Annotated in this window: 16 protein-coding genes and 2 tRNA genes; 9 read left to right on the forward strand and 9 right to left on the reverse strand. The window is 65.7% G+C overall.

Features of this window, described 5'->3' with window-relative positions; genetic code table 11:
- Positions 1 to 12 precede the first annotated feature (12 nt).
- The 6 genes from ACM1PE_RS01580 to ACM1PE_RS01605 all read left to right on the forward strand — a co-directional run bounded on the left by ACM1PE_RS01580 (position 13) and on the right by ACM1PE_RS01605 (position 5362).
- Complete coding sequence (locus ACM1PE_RS01580; protein WP_059373764.1) at positions 13 to 948, forward strand: fumarate hydratase; 936 nt, start codon at positions 13 to 15, stop codon at positions 946 to 948.
- Positions 942 to 1622 carry a fumarate hydratase C-terminal domain-containing protein gene (locus tag ACM1PE_RS01585; protein WP_059373765.1) on the forward strand — a complete coding sequence of 227 codons (681 nt, stop codon included), beginning with the start codon at positions 942 to 944 and terminating at the stop codon, positions 1620 to 1622. Before ACM1PE_RS01580 ends, ACM1PE_RS01585 begins: the two co-directional genes overlap by 7 nt.
- Positions 1623 to 1671: 49 nt before the next feature.
- A complete protein-coding gene (locus ACM1PE_RS01590; protein WP_118932874.1) occupies positions 1672 to 2505 on the forward strand; it encodes an amidohydrolase family protein in 834 nt (277 codons plus the stop codon).
- A gap of 53 nt (positions 2506 to 2558) precedes the next feature.
- Positions 2559 to 3431, forward strand: coding sequence for a LysR substrate-binding domain-containing protein (locus tag ACM1PE_RS01595; protein ID WP_059373767.1), 873 nt, complete (start codon positions 2559 to 2561; stop codon positions 3429 to 3431).
- A 170-nt stretch (positions 3432 to 3601) separates the two neighbouring features.
- Positions 3602 to 4603 carry a Bug family tripartite tricarboxylate transporter substrate binding protein gene (locus ACM1PE_RS01600; protein WP_059373768.1) on the forward strand — a complete coding sequence of 334 codons (1002 nt, stop codon included), beginning with the start codon at positions 3602 to 3604 and terminating at the stop codon, positions 4601 to 4603.
- Positions 4604 to 4609: 6 nt separating this feature from the next.
- The gene (locus ACM1PE_RS01605) at positions 4610 to 5362 is read left to right on the forward strand and encodes a sulfite exporter TauE/SafE family protein (protein WP_419342446.1); all 753 of its coding nucleotides are present in this window, start codon (positions 4610 to 4612) and stop codon (positions 5360 to 5362) included.
- Positions 5363 to 5374: 12 nt separating this feature from the next.
- Here ACM1PE_RS01605 and ACM1PE_RS01610 read toward each other — a convergent pair whose 3' ends face one another.
- Positions 5375 to 6904: a CoA-acylating methylmalonate-semialdehyde dehydrogenase gene (locus ACM1PE_RS01610; RefSeq protein WP_118932873.1), complete on the reverse strand. Its 1530-nt coding sequence runs from the start codon at positions 6902 to 6904 to the stop codon at positions 5375 to 5377.
- A 119-nt stretch (positions 6905 to 7023) separates the two neighbouring features.
- On the opposite strand from ACM1PE_RS01610, the gene ACM1PE_RS01615 reads away from it, so the two are divergent.
- A complete protein-coding gene (locus tag ACM1PE_RS01615; protein ID WP_059373842.1) occupies positions 7024 to 7989 on the forward strand; it encodes a LysR family transcriptional regulator in 966 nt (321 codons plus the stop codon).
- Here ACM1PE_RS01615 and ACM1PE_RS01620 read toward each other — a convergent pair.
- From ACM1PE_RS01620 to ACM1PE_RS01645, 6 genes are all read right to left on the reverse strand, one after another.
- A complete protein-coding gene (locus ACM1PE_RS01620) occupies positions 7986 to 8987 on the reverse strand; it encodes a tripartite tricarboxylate transporter substrate binding protein (protein WP_059373770.1) in 1002 nt (333 codons plus the stop codon). The genes ACM1PE_RS01615 and ACM1PE_RS01620 overlap by 4 nt on opposite strands.
- Before the next feature lie 61 nt (positions 8988 to 9048).
- Positions 9049 to 10680: a thiamine pyrophosphate-binding protein gene (locus ACM1PE_RS01625; protein WP_419342447.1), complete on the reverse strand. Its 1632-nt coding sequence runs from the start codon at positions 10678 to 10680 to the stop codon at positions 9049 to 9051.
- Between the two features lie 113 nt (positions 10681 to 10793).
- A complete protein-coding gene (locus tag ACM1PE_RS01630) occupies positions 10794 to 12251 on the reverse strand; it encodes a catalase (protein ID WP_419342448.1) in 1458 nt (485 codons plus the stop codon).
- An 84-nt stretch (positions 12252 to 12335) separates the two neighbouring features.
- Positions 12336 to 12569: a hypothetical protein gene (locus ACM1PE_RS01635; RefSeq protein ID WP_059373773.1), complete on the reverse strand. Its 234-nt coding sequence runs from the start codon at positions 12567 to 12569 to the stop codon at positions 12336 to 12338.
- Between the two features lie 78 nt (positions 12570 to 12647).
- Positions 12648 to 12721: transfer RNA gene (locus ACM1PE_RS01640), tRNA-Cys, on the reverse strand.
- A 284-nt stretch (positions 12722 to 13005) separates the two neighbouring features.
- Positions 13006 to 13081, reverse strand: a tRNA-Gly gene (locus ACM1PE_RS01645).
- Positions 13082 to 13309: 228 nt separating this feature from the next.
- On the opposite strand from ACM1PE_RS01645, the gene murB reads away from it, so the two are divergent.
- Positions 13310 to 14356, forward strand: a complete 1047-nt coding sequence (gene murB, locus ACM1PE_RS01650) for a UDP-N-acetylmuramate dehydrogenase (RefSeq protein ID WP_419342449.1) — start codon at positions 13310 to 13312, stop codon at positions 14354 to 14356.
- A 62-nt stretch (positions 14357 to 14418) separates the two neighbouring features.
- On the opposite strand, the gene dapB is transcribed toward murB, so the two are convergent.
- Together dapB and ACM1PE_RS01660 are read right to left on the reverse strand one after the other, a co-directional pair.
- Positions 14419 to 15210 (reverse strand): 4-hydroxy-tetrahydrodipicolinate reductase, encoded by a 792-nt coding sequence (gene dapB, locus ACM1PE_RS01655; protein WP_118932867.1) that lies wholly within the window; start codon positions 15208 to 15210, stop codon positions 14419 to 14421.
- A gap of 15 nt (positions 15211 to 15225) precedes the next feature.
- Positions 15226 to 15762 carry an outer membrane protein assembly factor BamE gene (locus ACM1PE_RS01660; protein ID WP_419342450.1) on the reverse strand — a complete coding sequence of 179 codons (537 nt, stop codon included), beginning with the start codon at positions 15760 to 15762 and terminating at the stop codon, positions 15226 to 15228.
- Between the two features lie 152 nt (positions 15763 to 15914).
- On the opposite strand from ACM1PE_RS01660, the gene fur reads away from it, so the two are divergent.
- Entirely contained in the window at positions 15915 to 16334 is a 420-nt protein-coding gene (gene fur / locus ACM1PE_RS01665; RefSeq protein WP_013391855.1) for a ferric iron uptake transcriptional regulator, read from the forward strand.
- Positions 16335 to 16443 lie beyond the last annotated feature (109 nt).

Below are 16443 nucleotides of genomic sequence, written 5' to 3' on the forward strand. Positions count from 1 at the left end.
GGCATCCCAATCATGAGCATCCCTGTCCAGAAAGTTGAAGAGGCGGCGCTGGAGATCATGCGCCGCGCGGCCATCGAAATCCCGGCCGACTACAAGCGCGGCATCCAGGAACTGCAGAAGAAGGAAACCGGCAAGCTGCCGCGTTTCGTCATCCACGCCATGATGGACAACTGGGAAGCGGCCGACCAGGACCGGCGTCCGATGTGCGCCGACACCGGCCTGCCGCGCTACTACGTCAAGGTGGGCAACCACGCCTCGGTCGACAGCGGCTTCGTCGCCGTGGAACGCGCGCTGCGCCACGCCACGGCCGAGGCCACGGTCAGCGTGCCGCTGCGGCCCAACCGCGTGCATCCGCTCTGGCGCACCGATCACAACAACAACGTCGGCATCAACGCGCCCGAGATCGAATGGTCGTTCGAGCCGGACAGCGACTGGATAGACATCACCACCGTGCACAAGGGCGGGCTGTTCGGCACCGACTACCGCATGCTGTTTCCCGGCGACGGCATAGACGGCATCAAGCGCTTCGTGCTGGACACGCTGATCGCCTTCGGCAAGCGCGGGCTGGCCTGTCAGCCGGCCATCGTCGGCATCGGACTGGGCGGCTCCAAGGACACCTGCATGCAGCTGGGCAAGCAGGCCGCCTGTCTGCGCACGGTAGGGGACCGCAATCCGGACCCCAAGGTGGCGGAATTGGAACTGGAGCTGATGCGGCTGGGAAATTCCATCGGCATGGGCGCCATGGGTTTCGTTGGTTCCGGCATGGTGGTGGACTGCCATATCGAGTGCGGCTACACCCACACCGGTGGCATGCCCATCAGCCTGCACACCTTTTGCCTGTCTTCGCGCCGCGCCACCGCGCGGATCCATGCCAACGGGGAGATCGAGTACCGCACCGATCCCCAGTGGTTCACACCCTACATGCGCCGGGAGACGGTCGAATGGTAAGCAACGACGACGACATCAAGGTCTTTCATCTGGACCTGCCCGCCAGGCGCGAAGACATCGCCAGGCTCGAACTCGGCTCGGCCGTGTACTTGAACGGCGTGGTCTACACGGCCCGCGAGGGTGTGTACAAGAAGGTGCTGGACCAGGGCTTGCCGCTGCCCGTGGACTTGCGCGCCATCAGCAACGTCAACTTCCATTGCTCGCCGGCGGCCGCGCCGGACAGCCGCGGCGGCTACAACGTGGGTGCGGTCACCGCCACCGCCTCGTTCCGATTTTCCAAGTGGATACCGCGCTGGCTGGAGGAGACCGGCTGCCGCATCCTGATCGGCAAGGGCGGCATGCCCGCGGACGACTACAAGCAGGTGCTGGCGCCCGGCGGCGCGATCTACCTGACCACCGTGGGCTACGGCACGGGCGCCTTGCTGGGCCGGGGCATCAAGCGCGTGCGCGAAGTGCATTGGCTGGACGAGCTGGGCATTGCCCAGGCCATGTGGCTGTTCGAGGTCGAGAATTTCGGGCCTTTCATCGTCGAGAGCGACCTGGAAGGCAATTCGCTCTTCGCCCAGCACGCCGAGGCCATCAACGCGGGCATCGAGAAGCTCTATGCCGGGCTGAAGCCGCCCGCTTTGCATCGCTACGGCGAGACGGACGACCGCAAGGACGAAGTGATGTAGGCGCGGCGGCACGGCTTGCGGCAACCTCATACCTGACAGAGATACTGCGATGATCATCGACTTTAGGCTGCGGCCGCCGGTAGGCGGCTTCCTGGACACGCTGATGTACTCGGCGGGAGAACGCCGCGACGGCTTTACGCGGACGGTGGGTTTCGAGCCCTCGGCCGCGGCGCAGCAGCAATCGATGGCGCTGCTGCTGAAAGAAATGGACGCCGCGCGGATAGACCGCGGCGTGGTCGTGGGCCGCCTGGCCGGCGTGCTGGGCAGCGTATCCAACGAGGACGTGCGAGGCATCGTCGCCGAGCATCCGGGCCGATTCATCGGCGCCGCCTCCATCGACCCCACCGACCGGCGCCGCGCGTGCCAGACCATCAGCCAGGCAGTCGAGGACGGTTTCAAGCTGATCAACATCGAGCCTGGCTCCTACCCGGTTCCCATGTACGCCGACGACAGGCGCCTCTATCCGATCTACGGCCACTGCGAGGACCTGGGCGTGCCGGTGATCATGATGGTGGGAGGCACTGCGGGGCCGGACTTGAGCTATTCGGACCCGATACGGACCGACCGGGTGCTGGCGGACTTTCCCGGCCTGAACGTGGTGGTCGCCCATGGCGGCTGGCCCTGGGTCAACGAGATCCTGCACCTGGCCTTTCGGCGCCAGAACCTGTGGCTGTCGCCCGATATGTACTTCTCCCGCATGCCGGGCTGGGAGGAATACGTGAAGGCGGCCGACGGCTTTCTCTCGGACAGGATGCTTTACGCCAGCTCATTCCCGTTCTGCCCGGTGCAAGGGTACAAAGAGTGGTTCGAGACCTTGCCGATCCGGCAAGATAATCTAGGGAAAGTCATGGGGGGGAACGCGCGGCGGCTGCTCGGCCTCTAGCGCGGCATACTCCTCTTTTCCGCAACGCCGCTCTTCACCAGGAACCTTCTTGCATGGACATCCGGACGCTCTACACGCTGATCGCGATTGCAGACCACGGCAGTTTCGCCGAGGCTGGCAATACCATCGGCCTGTCGCTGTCGGCGGTGAGCATGCAGGTCCGCGCGCTCGAGGACGAACTGGGCATCACGATCTTCGACCGCAGCCGGCGTCCGCCGATACTCACGGACACGGGGTTGGCGCTGGTGCACCGGGCGCGCGACCTGATCGCGCATTGGGAAAGCATGAGCGCCGCCCTGAAGAAAGGCACCTCGTCGGGACTGCTCAGGCTCGGCAGCGTCCACACCTGTGTGTCCGGCGTGCTGCCGCTTGCGCTGCGGCACCTGCAGAAGCAGGGCCACGGCCTGGAGGTCCACGTCACCACGGGGCTCACGCACGACCTGGAGCGCGCCATTTATCACCGGCAGCTGGACGTGGCGATCGTGACCGAGCCCGACGCGCCGCGCTCGGGCCTGGATTTCCTGCCGTTCGTCGAGGAGCAACTGGTCGTCATCGCCCACCGCTCGGTCAAGGGCGCCAGCGATCAGGAGATCCTGGAGCAGAATCCTTATGTCCGCTTCAATCGGTCGGCGCGCGTGGGGCATCTGGTGCAGGAAGAGATGGTGCGCAGGCGCATCACCGTGCGTTCGACCATGGAGATCGACAACCTGGAAGGCGTGATCGCCATGGTGGCTAATGGCCTGGGCGCATCGGTGGTGCCGGCCTGCCGCGGCAGGAACGAGTTTCCGCCGGGTATCCTCGTCATTCCGTTCGGCTCGCCCACCGTCACGCGCCGCCTGGGCATCCTGGCGCCGAAAGAGAACCCGCGGGCCCATCTTACGCAGTTGTTGCTCGATGCATTGAAGTCAGTCTGTGCCGGCCAGTAGTTCCTAGTCCGGTTGTTCTGTAGTTCAGCAGCCTAGTAGTCCGCAGAAAAACACCGCAACGCCCCAAAAAATCGAGCCATCGGCCCGAGGGTCAGTTGCTGCCTGGCGAATCGTCAGCCAGCCGCGAGCCGGCGGGCTTCGCCGACCCGCGAACTGAAGGAGACAAATCCATGAAGAACGAAATCCGACCCAATGATGTACGCCGCCGCATCGTCAAGACGCTGGGCTGTGGCCTCGCGCTTACGCCGTTTATCGCCTTGCCGGCGCGGGCCGATTGGCCGGCGGACAAGGCCATACGCATGATCGTCCCGTTTTCGGCGGGCGGGGCTACCGACCTGCTGGGCCGCGCCTTGGCGGCCGAATTGGGCAAGGGCCTGAAGCAGAGCGTAATCGTCGAGAACCGCGCGGGCGCTGGCGGCAGCGTGGGCGCGCAGGCCGTCGCCAGCGCGCCGGCGGACGGCTATACGCTGTTGCTCGCGTCGGGCAGCATGTTCACGGTCAACCAGTTCATCTACAGCAAGCTGCCTTATTCGCTGACGGATTTCAGTCCCATCGGCAAGGTGGCCAACGGGCCCATGGTCATCACCGTCAATGCCAACCTGCCGGTCAAGAACACGCGCGAACTGATCGAGTACGCGCGCGCCAGGCCGGGCAAGCTCAGCTTCTCGTCGGCGGGCGTGGGCAGCCAGACGCACATGGCGGGCGAAGCCTTCAGCGACGCGGCGGGGATCGAACTCATGCACGTCCCGTACAAGGGCGAGGGCCCGGCCTACACCGACCTCATGGCGGGCGTGATCGAGGTCGCCGTGGGCAATATCAACGCCATCGTGCCGCTGCTCAAGGGAGGACGCCTGCGGGCGCTGTCCGTGACGGGGAAGGAACGTTCGGCGTTGCTGCCGGACGTGCCGACCACGGCCGAGGACGGCGTGCCGGGGTTCGAGTTCACGGGCTGGTTCGCCTTGCTGGCGCCGGCGGGCACGCCCCAGGCCTCGGTCGACCGGCTGCTGGCCGATGCCAAGGCGGCGGTCGCGCAGCCCAACATGCAGCGCTATCTGGCTGACCAGGGGATGTCGGCGACCATCGTGCCTGCCGCCGCGCTCAAGGAGGAGATCGCCCGGGAGTCCGCCAAGTGGAAGGCGCTGGTGGAAAAGAAGAAGATCACCGCGAGCTGATTCCCCATGATGCCGTCCGATACGCTCGCCTACGCCGCGCCCGTCGTCCTTGCCGCCTATGTCGTCTTCGGGATGACGGGGTTCGGCGCGGCCATGGTGGCTGTGCCGCTGCTGGTTCAGTTCATGCCCTTGCAGTTCGCGGTTCCGCTGGTGGTGCTGTTCGACCTGGCTTGTACCGCCCTGGTGGGCGGCAGCAATTGGCGGCGCGTTTCCCTGGTCGAGCTCAAGCGCCTGTTTCCCTGGTTGCTGCTGGGGATAGGACTGGGTGTGACGCTGCTGCACAACGCCGGCGCCCGCTGGCCCCTGATCCTGCTGGGCAGCTTGGTGCTGGCCGTGTGCATCAAGGGGCTGCGAGGCGCGCGGGCCAAGCCGTCGGCGCCGCTGAACACCTTCTGGGCCTTGCCGTTCGGCGTGTTCGGCGGCATCTTCAGCGCGCTGTTCGGCACCGGCGGGCCGATCTACACCATCTATCTGTCGCGCCGGCTGGATGCGCTGGACCAGTTCCGCGCCACGATCTCGGTGGTCATCCTGGCCAGCGGCCTCATCAGGGCGGCGGCCTTCGGCGCCGCCGGACTGTATGCGCAGCCGGAAATCCTGTCCGCAGCCGCCGTGCTGCTGCCCGTGGCGCTGATCGGCCTGTACGGCGGATCCCGCCTCAGGGTCCGGGTGTCCCCGGAACTGCTGAAGCGGGCCATCTTCGTGCTGCTCGCGATAGCGGGCGCGGGCGCCATCTATCGCGGATGGGTCTCGCCTGCGTGAAACGGACTGCCGTTACTTGGCCGTCGGCATGGCGAACTCGGCGCCCTTGCCGATGCTTTCGGGCCAGCGCTGCATGATCGACTTCTGACGCGTGTAGAAGCGCACGCCTTCTTCGCCATAGGCGTGCATGTCGCCGAACAGGCTGCGCTTCCAGCCGCCGAAGCCATGCCAGGCCATGGGCACAGGGATGGGCACGTTGATGCCCACCATGCCCACCTCGATGCGGCGGCCGAACTCGCGCGCCACGTTGCCGTCGCGGGTAAAGCAGGCCACGCCGTTGCCGAATTCATGGGCATTGATGAGATCCACCGCCTCTTTCAGGTCCTTGACCCGCACGCAGCCCAGCACCGGGCCGAAGATCTCTTCCTTGTAGATGCGCATGTCCGGCGTGACGTGGTCGAACAGCGTGCCGCCCATCCAGAAGCCGTCGCCGCAGCCCGCGCCCGCCTGCGAGCCTTGGAAGCCGCGGCCGTCCACCAGCAGTTGCGCGCCTTCCTGCACGCCGAGATCGATGTAGCCGCTGATGCGCTCATGCGCGGCGCGGGTCACGATGGGACCCATCTCGGCCGCGGGGTTCTCGCCGTCCAGCACCTTCAGCGTCTTGGTGCGTTCGATCAGCCTGGGCAGCAGCCGGTCGGCCACGTCGCCCACCAGCACCGCCACGCTGATCGCCATGCAGCGCTCGCCGGCCGAACCGTAGCCGGCGCCGATCAGGGCGTCGACCGCCTGGTCGATGTCGGCGTCCGGCATCACGACCATGTGGTTCTTGGCGCCGCCCAGGGCCTGCACACGCTTGCCGTGGCGTGCGCCAGTCTCGTAGATGTAGTTGGCGATGGGCGTGGAGCCGACGAAGCTGATGGCCTTCACGTCCGGGTGTTCCAGCAGCGCATCCACCGCCACCTTGTCGCCCTGCACCACGTTGAACACGCCATCGGGCAGACCGGCTTCGCGCAGCAGTTCGGCGATGCGCAGCGACGCGCTGGGGTCGGTGGGGCTGGGCTTGAGCACGAAGGTGTTGCCCGCCGCGATCGCCACCGGGAACATCCACATGGGCACCATCACCGGGAAGTTGAACGGCGTGATGCCCGCTACCACACCCAAGGGCTGGCGCAGCGTCCAGTTGTCGATGCCGGTGGATACCTGCTCGGTATGGGCGCCCTTCAGCAGCTGGGGGACGCCGCAGGCGAATTCGACGATATCGATGCCGCGCGTGACTTCGCCTTGCGCATCGCTGAAAACCTTGCCATGCTCGGCAGTGATCAAGTGGGCAAGTTCGTCGCGATGCTTGTTCATCAGTTCAAGAAACCTGAACAGCACGCGGGCGCGGCGGATGGGAGGGGTGTCCGCCCATTGAGGAAACGCCGCCCTGGCGCTGGCCACGGCGCGGTTCACCTCGTCGGGCGTGGCCAGGGCCACCTGCCTGGCGACAACGCCCGTGGCCGGGTTGTAGACGGGCTGGCGGCTGCCTGTCCCGTCGACGAGGCTGCCGCCGATATAGTGTCCGGCATCGCGGGATTGGGCGCTGGCATTGCTTGCGGTCATGGCTGGCTCCTGGGCTCATGCATGGTGTTCTGGAGCTGGCAATGTCGCGCATTGCCGCCCGGCCGTCGAGATCAGAGGGCTGGAATCAGTGTTTGATGTTTCGAACAATGGAGCAGGGCATGACGAAAACCAGGCGTCTGGAAGATCTGTGGTCGCATATCCATTGCCTTGGCGTGCTGGCCGATACCGGCAGCTATACGGCGGCCGCGCGCCGCCTGCAGATCAGCAAGGCGTCGGTGAGCCAGCGCATCGTGGAACTGGAGCAGGCGGCTGGCGTTCCCCTCGTGCGTCGTACCACCCGCAGCGTCGGCCTGACGGAGGCGGGGCAGAGCCTGGTCGACCAGACCGCGGCGGCCTTTCTGCGCATCGAAGAGGGCTTCTCGGCCGTGCGGGACCTGTCCGAGGGGCCGCGCGGCGTGCTGTCGGTGACCGCGCCCGTGGCCCTGGGACGTCAGGTCATTGCGCCGCTGATACCTGGATTCCTGAAGAATTTTCCCGATGTGCGGATCCAGCTGGAACTTAGCGACCATCTGGCGTCCCTGGCTACCGAAGGCTTCGACCTGGCCATCCGGCATGTGGCCGGCGTGCCGGACACTCACGTCGCCTCGGTTATCTGCGAGACGCGCTCCGTGCTGGTTGCGGCCCCGGAGTATCTGGCACAGCATGGCACGCCCAAGACGCCGATGGATCTGGCCGCCCACAATTGCCTGCACTACCTGCGGCGCAGCGGCAGCGCGACCTGGTCGTTCGAGTCGCGTGACGGAGACAAGCGCGTGGCGGTTCCGGTGCGCGGCAGCTTCACCGCGAACAACAGCGAAGTGCTGAGGGAGGTGGCTGTCGGATCCCTGGGGATCGCGCTGGTGCCGGATTTCAGCGCCAACCAGGCCCTGCGCAGCGGAGAGCTGGTCGAGGTCCTGCGCGGGTGGCGCGTGGTGGGTGAATATGCGGAACGGCTGTACGCAGTCAGGCCCTACACGCCGCGCGTGCCGCTGACCGTATCCTCATTCGTCGGCTACCTGCGCGAGGCGATCCCGGCGTCCGCCGGACTCGGCGGGCCGCCAGGAACGGGGGGTGGGGCTGGCTAGTTGACCTGCAGTCCGGCCTTGGCCACAAGGTCGGCGTAGATCGCGGCCCCCTGGCTGACGTATTTTTCCGTCTCCGCGGGGGGCAGGACGTGAGGGATGCCGCCGAAGTTGGCGTTGCCCGCGATCCACTTCGGATCCTGCGAGATCTGCTTGAGCACGGCGGCCCATTTGTCCACGGCTTCGGGACTCATGCCGGGCGGCCCGAACAGCCCGCTCCAGCCTATGACCGCCTCAAGTTGGGGCAGCCCCAGCTCGCGCGCGGTGGGTATGTCGGGGAACTGCGCCAGGCGTTCGGGCGTGGTCGTCAGCAGGGCGCGCAGCTTGCCGCTGGCAAGTATGCCCGTCATCGAACTCAGGTTGTTGCAGGCGAAGTCTGCGTCCTTGCTGAGCACCGCCAGCGCAACTTCGTTGCCGCCCTTGTAGGGCACGTTGACCACGGCTTCGGGCTTCAGGCCGAGACTGCTGAGCAACAGCTGCGGCGCTAGGTTCTGCACCGTGGCCGGACCGGAATGGCTGTAGTTGAGCTTGCCGGGGCGGTCCTTCAAGGCCTGCGCCAGATCGCCCATCGTTTTGTAGGGGCTGTCCGGATGCACCACGCAGACCACGGGGTTCAACTCCAGCAGTCCGATGTACGTGAAGTCCTTTGCGGTGTAAGGCGTGGTCTTGGGTTGCAGCGCGGGCAGCAGGACCTGGGAGCCGATCCGGCCGACCAGCAAGGTGTAGCCGTCGGGCGCGGCGTTCTTCACGGCGGCCGAGCCGATCGCGCCATTCGCCCCGGCCTTATTGACCACGACCAGCGGCTGGCCAAGCAAGCCTTGCGCGGCGGCGGCCAAGTTGCGGGCCGCCATGTCGGCGTCGCCGCCCGCGCTGAACGGCACGATGAGCTGGACGGGTTTGGCGGGATAGGATTGGGAAGTCGCCAGGCCCGGAAGCGTGGCAAGCATGCAAATCGCGGCGCGAGCGAACGCGCCCGGCCAGAGGCCGGTAGGTCTCATCATGAGGGTCTCCTGTCGTGCTAAGGGACGAAACCGGACTGCAGCTGGGCTCGATGCTTCGAGGTCAATGACCGGTTGCGGACTGCATTGATGCGCTGAAAACCGGAGCGGGTTCGCCCGCCAGGGATACGTTGATGCACGCGGGCAGGCTGCTGTCCGCCGCCGCGCGCAGCGCGGTGGCGAGGCTGTCGCGGTCCTGCGCGGCGTAGCCGGCTCCGCCGAGCGCCGCGGCGACTTCGTGATAGCGCGCGGTCGGCGCGAGTTGGCAGCCGATCAGCCTTTGCGGGCCGTAGGTGCGCATCTGGATGAGATGTTCCGCGTTCCAGCGCAGGTCGTTGCCGATCACGGCGACGATCGCGGCCTGTTCGCGCGCCGCCGTGTCCAGCTCCATCAGGTGAAAGCCCGCCGTGCCATCGCCCATGAGCACGGCCACGGTGGCGTCGGGCTGTGCGATCTTGGCGGCGATGGCGTAGCAGATGCCCGCGCCGATCGCGCCGGACATGCCGTTGATGATGCGCACCGGCACCTGGCAGTAAGCCTGCGCCCACTGGCCGAATTCGCCGCCGTCGCACACCAGGATCGGGTTGGGGGCGGAGGCGAGAAACGTCTGGACGGTCTCACATAGCGCGCGCGGCCCCAACGCACCCTCGGCGCAAGCCGTGGCGCCCAGCGTGTTCCGGTTGCGCAGCGCGTCGTCCACCCGCGCGCGCCACGAGGCGCGTTCGGCCGGGGCTGGCGCTGCCCGCAACGCGGGCAGCACGGCGTAGGGATCGCCCTGCAAGGCCAGGGCCAGGCGGTCGCCCAGCAGGCGGGCCGCGCGTTCCAGCATCGCGGGGTCGGGATCTATCGCCACGATCCGGGCCGTCTTGCCCAGCGCGCCGGCGCCGCCGAAGCCCAGCGTGAAGTCCAGGCACTTGCCCGCCAGCACGATGAGGTCCGCTTGCGGAATGAGTTCGGCCAGGGACCCCAGGGAAGGGTCCTTCAGGCCGCGAGGGCTTTCCATGGGAATGAGGCGCGCGCCTAGCGCTGCTTCCAGCCTTTCGCGGGCTGCGCGCATGTGCGGCCGTGCGCCGGTGGGGCCGGCCAGCACCAGGGGACGCTGCGCCGGATTCACCAACGCGGCGAGCAGTTCCAGGCCGGCTGCGTCCATCGTGGCGGGCTCACGCTTGGGTGTAGTGGCGGGCAGTTCAGCCAAGCCCGTCTCCGCAGTCATCAGGTCGAAAGGCAGAGCCAGATGGACTGGACCGCGCCGGGGAGCAAGCGCTTGCGCGACCGCGCTGTCTAGCGCGGGATAGAGTTCCTGCACGGTCCGCGGACGCAGCGAAAGCTTGGTCAAGGAACGGGTGATGGAAACCTGGTCCAGTTCCTGGAACGCGCCCATGCCGTCTTCCCCTACCGGGGAGTCGCCGGAAATGAGAAGCACCGGGCTTTCGGCCTGTGCCGCCGAATAGAGCGGCGCCAGGCCATTGGTGATGCCCGGCGCTGCGGTCAGCATCGCGACGCCTAGTTCGCCGGTGATCTGGGACCACGCATCCGCCATGAAGACAGCGGCCGCCTCATGCCGCACGTGGATGATGCGGATGCCTGCGTCGATACAGGCATCGTAGAGCGGCATGATCTGATTGCCGGACAGACTGAAGATGGTCTTGACGCCCAGGCGATGCAGCGTACGGATAATCAACTGGGATCCAAGCACCTGTGTCTCCGCTGAGGCTGCGTCGGTTGTACGCCGCGCACCTGTTTTTTACCGGCTATGGGAGAGTTCAGTGTATCGGCTATCCGTGGCGGGTTGGTTGATGTTTTTTGAAGCTAGGGGGCGGCCCGCGGATGGTCTTGTTCCGTCTGCATGACCGCGTCGCGCACGCCTTGCCCGTAGGCCGGGTCTGCCCGTGTGCAGTTGGCGATGTGGCGCTCGATGACTTCCCTGGAGGCGCCGCGGATCGCGCGCGCGGTGTTTTGGAATAGCCTTTGCTTTTCGTCTGCCGCCATCAAACGGAACAGGTTGCCGGGCTGGGAGTAGTAGTCGGCATCTTCCCTGTGGTCCCAGCGGGCCGCGGCGCCATTAAGGTCCAGCGGCGGTTCGGAGTAGTCCGGCTGCGCCTGCAGCGCGCCATGGCTGTTGGGCGTATACGCGGGCGTGCTGCCGCCGTTGCCATCCACGCGCATGGCCCCGTCGCGGTGATAGCTGTGAAACGGGCAGCGCGGCGCGTTCACCGGTATCTGCGGATAGTTCACGCCCAGGCGATAGCGCTGCGTGTCCCCATACGAGAACAGGCGGCCCTGCAGCATCTTGTCGGGCGAGAAGCCGATGCCGGGCACGATTACCGCGGGGCTGAAGGCGGCCTGCTCGACCTCGGCGAAGAAATTCTCTGGGTTTCGATTGAGCTCCAGGACACCGACCTCGATCAACGGATAATCCCGGTGCGGCCAGACCTTGGTCAGATCGAAGGGATTGAGCGGGTAGGTATGGGCCTCGGCCTCGGGCATGATCTGCACGTACAGGGTCCAGCGCGGGAACTCGCCGCGTTCGATCGCTTCGTACAGGTCGCGCTGGTTGCTCTCGCGGTCTGCGGCGATGACCTGACCGGCCTCGGCGTCCGTCAGGTTCTGGATGCCCTGCTGGGTCTTGAAGGTGAACTTGACCCAGAACCGCTCGCGGGCGGCGTTGATGAAGCTATAGGTATGGCTGCCGAAGCCATGCATGTGGCGGTAACTCTTCGGAATGCCGCGGTCGCCCATGATGAGCGTCACCTGATGCAGGGTCTCGGGCAGCAGGGTCCAGTAGTCCCAGTTGTTCTGCGGGCTGCGCATGCCGGTGCGGGGATCGCGCTTGACGGCCCGGTTCAGGTCGGAGAACTTCAGCGGGTCGCGCACGAAGAAGACCGGCGTGTTGTTGCCGACCAGGTCCCAGTTGCCTTCCTCGGTATAGAACTTGAGCGCGAAGCCGCGGATGTCGCGTTCGGCGTCGGCCGCGCCGCGTTCGCCCGCCACGGTGGAGAAGCGGGCGAACATCTCGGTCCGCTTGCCTACCTGGCTGAAGATCCTGGCCTTGGTGTAGCGCGTGATGTCATGGGTGACGGTGAACGTGCCGAAGGCGCCGGCGCCCTTGGCGTGCATGCGCCGCTCGGGGATTACTTCGCGGTCGAAGTGAGCCATCTTTTCCAGGAACCAGACGTCCTGCAACAGCGCCGGTCCGCGCCGGCCGGCGGTCATGGTGTTGTCGTCGTCCGGAACGGGGGCGCCGAATGCGGTGGTGAGTTCGCTCATGATGGGCTCCTTGCATGATTCAACGGGGCAGCGGCCTTCAAGAGCGGGTGCGTCGCAGCGGGCCCGGATCCGGCCACGCGGGGGTCAGGCGTAGTGCTCGATGGGGGAGTGATCCTCCAGGCGCAGCACGCGGCCATCGATGACGAGGGACGGCAGGCGGGTGATGCCGAGCGCCTTGGCCTGGGCGGCGGACTCGGGCTGCCGCGCGAGGTCGAATGATTCGTAGCGGTGCAGCGGCGTCGCGAAGGCGGCGGCCATGCTGCGGTCTATGCCCAGGCAGAGATTGCAGCCGTCGTGGAACAGGGTGACTTGAATCAAGGCGATCTCCTTGGCGTGCCGCCAGGGCGGCTGCGTCCCGGCACCCGTACCCTATGGGCCGACATGCCAGGCTGGTCTTGGAGGCGCGGGCTGGAATCGAACCAACCTCAGGAGATTTGCAATCTGCCGCATGACCACTCTGCCACCGCGCCGCTTTCTTTGTCCTAGGACGTAATGAATGGTACGCAAGCCGGGCAGGGCGTGGACTTCCTCGAATCCACGAAAATTGTCCTGGCGTCCAGGATGAATGGCGCAGGCCAAGGGGCGTGTATGTCATAGGCCGCGTGCGTGGCGGCTAGGGGATTCGTGCCGGAGAGGGGCGGCGCGATATGGCCGCAGGCAGCGTGGAGAAATGCCCGATTTTCGAGCAGAAATGAAAAAAGGGCCCGGAGGCCCTTTCTCAAGAATTTCCAGAAAAGATCTGGAAATCAAAATTTGGAGCGGGAGACGAGTCTCGAACTCGCGACCTCAACCTTGGCAAGGTTGCGCTCTACCAACTGAGCTACTCCCGCATGGGTTCTGCACTTGAACAGCCAGAACCTGTTTTCTTATTCACTCTGATCAACTTGGTTATCGATCAGAAGGCGCGCATTCTACATGATTTTTTTGAGCTTGTCTTGGCCTGGACTTATTTGGATTTGTTCACTGCAAGCAGTTTTCGAACAAAGCCCGAAATTCAGGGCAAGCACTCAATCAAGTAATATGAGCGAAGACAGAAACTATAGCAATCCGCAGCACCCATGTCAAATTCTTCCTCCAAAGTCCTTCCGTCCCCCGACTTGTCTCCCGTTAGCCAGGATCTCACCCGGTTGAATACGCTGGGCCTGGCGTCGCGGGCCGGGGCCTTTGTGACCCTGGAGGATGCGGCGCAGCTGCCGGCGCTGTCGCAGCTGGCGCACGAGGCGTCCTCCCTGCTGGTGCTGGGCGGGGGCAGCAATCTGGTGTTGCCGAGCCAGGTGCCGGGACTGGTGGCGCGCGTCGCGTTCAAGGGCGTGCGCCTGCTGGAAGCCCGGCCGGATGCCTGGCTGATCGAGGCGGCGGGCGGTGAGACCTGGCACGGCTTTGTCGAAACCTGCGTGAACCAGGGCTGGGACGGGCTGGAAAACCTGGCGTTGATCCCGGGTACGGTGGGCGCGGCGCCGGTGCAGAATATCGGCGCCTACGGCGTCGAACTGCAGGAACGCTTCCACAGCCTGACCGCCTGGGACGTGCGCGCAGGCCGCCAGGTCGAAATGAGCGCGGCCGATTGCCGCTTTTCCTATCGCGACAGCGTGTTCAAGCACGACGAGCCCGGACGGTGGGTCATCGTGAGCGTGCGTTTCGCCTTGCCCCGGCCGTGGCGGCCGGTGCTGGGTTACCCCGACCTGCAGCGCCACGCGCGGCTGGCGGCGGGGCAGCCAGCCGCCCGAGACATCTTCGACGCGGTGTGTGAGATCCGCCGCGCCAAGCTGCCCGATCCGACGGTGACGGGCAACGCAGGCAGCTTTTTCAAGAACCCCATCGTGTCGGCGCAAGTGCGGGACGGGCTGCTGGAGCGTTTTCCCGGCCTGGTGTCTTACGCCCAGCCCGATGGCGGCTACAAGCTCGCAGCCGGCTGGCTGATAGACCAATGCGGCTGGAAGGGCCGCTCGCTGGGGGCCGCAGGCGTGCATGAGCGCCAGGCCCTGGTGCTGGTCAACCGCGGCGGGGCCACGGCAGCCGACATCATGGGCTTGGCGCATGCCATCCAGGCGGCGGTGTCCGAGCGCTACGGCGTGCGGCTTGAACCGGAACCCGTGGTGGTGTGAGGTCGTTTGGGCCGGGCAAGAAAAAGGACCCCGCAGGGTCCTTTTTCTTGCAGGCGAGGGCTTCAGAGGCCCAGCACCGATTGCATGTCGTACAGGCCGTTGTGCTTGCCTTCCAGGAAACGGGCGGCGCGCAGGGCGCCTTCCGCGTAGGTGGCGCGGCTGGCCGAGCGGTGCGTGATCTCGATGCGTTCGCCGGTGCCGCAGAAGGACACGGTATGGTCGCCGACGATGTCGCCGCCGCGCAGCACGGAGAAGCCGATGGTACCGGGCTTGCGCACGCCGGTATCGCCATGGCGGCTCCAGGTGGCGACGTCCGGCAGGGCCACGTTCCAGGCCGAAGCGATGGTTTCGCCCATTTTCAGCGCGGTGCCCGAAGGCGCGTCGACCTTGTTGCGGTGGTGCGCTTCGAAGACTTCGACGTCGTAGCCGGAGTTCAGGATGCGCGCGGCCATGTCCAGCAGCTTGAGCGTGGCGTTCACGCCCACGCTCATGTTGGGCGCGAAGACGATGCCGATCTTCTGGGCGGCGACTTCGATCGCGGCGCGGCCGTTGTCGTCGAAACCGGTGGTGCCGATGACGGCGTTCACGCCGTGCTTGACGCAGGCCTGCAGGTGTTCGAGCGTGCCTTCCGGACGGGTGAAGTCGATCAGGCAGTCGGCCAGGGCCAGAGCGTCGAGGTCATCGGTGATGGCCACGCCCGTCTGCTTGCCCAGCGGCGCGCCGGCGTCCTGGCCCAGCGCCGCCGAGCCCTGGCGGTCCAGCGCCACGGCAAGCTGCAGGCCGGAGGCGTTCAGGACGGCTTCGATCAGCATTTGGCCCATACGGCCGCTGGCGCCGGCAATTGCGATACGCATAGATAGTCCTTGGTGTTACTTGAGCGGCTCGGGGGCGTTGCCGGGCTGGCCAGGGTACTGGTTGAGGGGGCTGACCGGGGCGGCGGAGTCGCGCTTGCGCTGGTCTTCCTCTTCCTTCTGGCGGGTTTCGTCTTCGATGAGGCGCTTGTCTGCCTTTTCGTCGGCGACGGCGTTGGGCGTATTGATCTGGTAAGGCTGCAGCTCAGGCTGCTTGTCGCCTTCCCAGCGGGTCAGTCGGTCGTTTTCGAACCAGACGGTGAATTTGCGTTCCTGGGCGTCGCCGTAGCCAGGCTTGTAGTAGTAGGGGTAGTCCCAGCGGTTGGCGTGCAGCACGCTGGTCAGCGTCGGGCTGCCGAGGGCGAAGCGCACCTGTTCGCGCGTCATGCCAGGCTGCAGCAGGGCGACCTGTTCCTGGGTGATCCAGTTTCCTTGCTGGACGCCGGCCTTGTAGGGGAAGCCCCACTTGTCCCCCGAGCATCCAGCCAGGGCGACGGCCAGAGCGGCCACTGCCAGGCCGGTCTTCAGCGAGCGGGAGGGAATTCGTGCAATCATGGACACTACGCGCCCCTATTATTTGGAAGCAGACAAAACCGTTATCATAAAGGTTTCATAAGGATAGTTCCGCGTGGCGGCATGATTTCGGTGAGCCGGCTCGCGGTGAACCTATCCTGCCCATGCCAACGCGGACGGAGAGCGATTACACCATGAGCGACCAAAGCGAACTGAAGAACATGGGTTTGAAGGCGACGTTTCCCCGCCTGAAAATTCTTGATATTTTCCGGAAATCGGACCAACGGCACCTGAGCGCCGAAGACGTCTATCGCGCCCTGATCGGCGAAAACGTCGAAATCGGGCTGGCAACCGTCTACCGCGTCCTGACCCAGTTCGAACAGGCCGGCATCCTTGCCCGCAGCCAGTTCGACAGCGGCAAGGCGGTGTTCGAGCTCAACGACGGCGATCACCATGATCACCTGATTTGCACGAATTGCGGCAAGGTGGTCGAGTTTTCGGACCCCGAGATCGAGAAGCGCCAGCAAAAGATTGCCAAGGACAACGCCTTCGCGCTGGAAAGCCACGCCATGGTGTTGTACGGCATTTGCGGCAGCTGCATGAAGGGCCGCTGACCCGGCCCTGCATACGACCCGCGGCTACGCTCGCGGCGGGTCTGTAAGATCCAAATCCCCTTCAATATGAAGGGGATTTTTTTATGGCGCGAATCGGCCCTATTTTCTG

It is taken from the genome of Achromobacter sp. PD1 (genome assembly GCF_048541815.1).
Taxonomy (GTDB): Bacteria; Pseudomonadota; Gammaproteobacteria; order Burkholderiales; family Burkholderiaceae_B; genus Achromobacter; species Achromobacter bronchisepticus_A.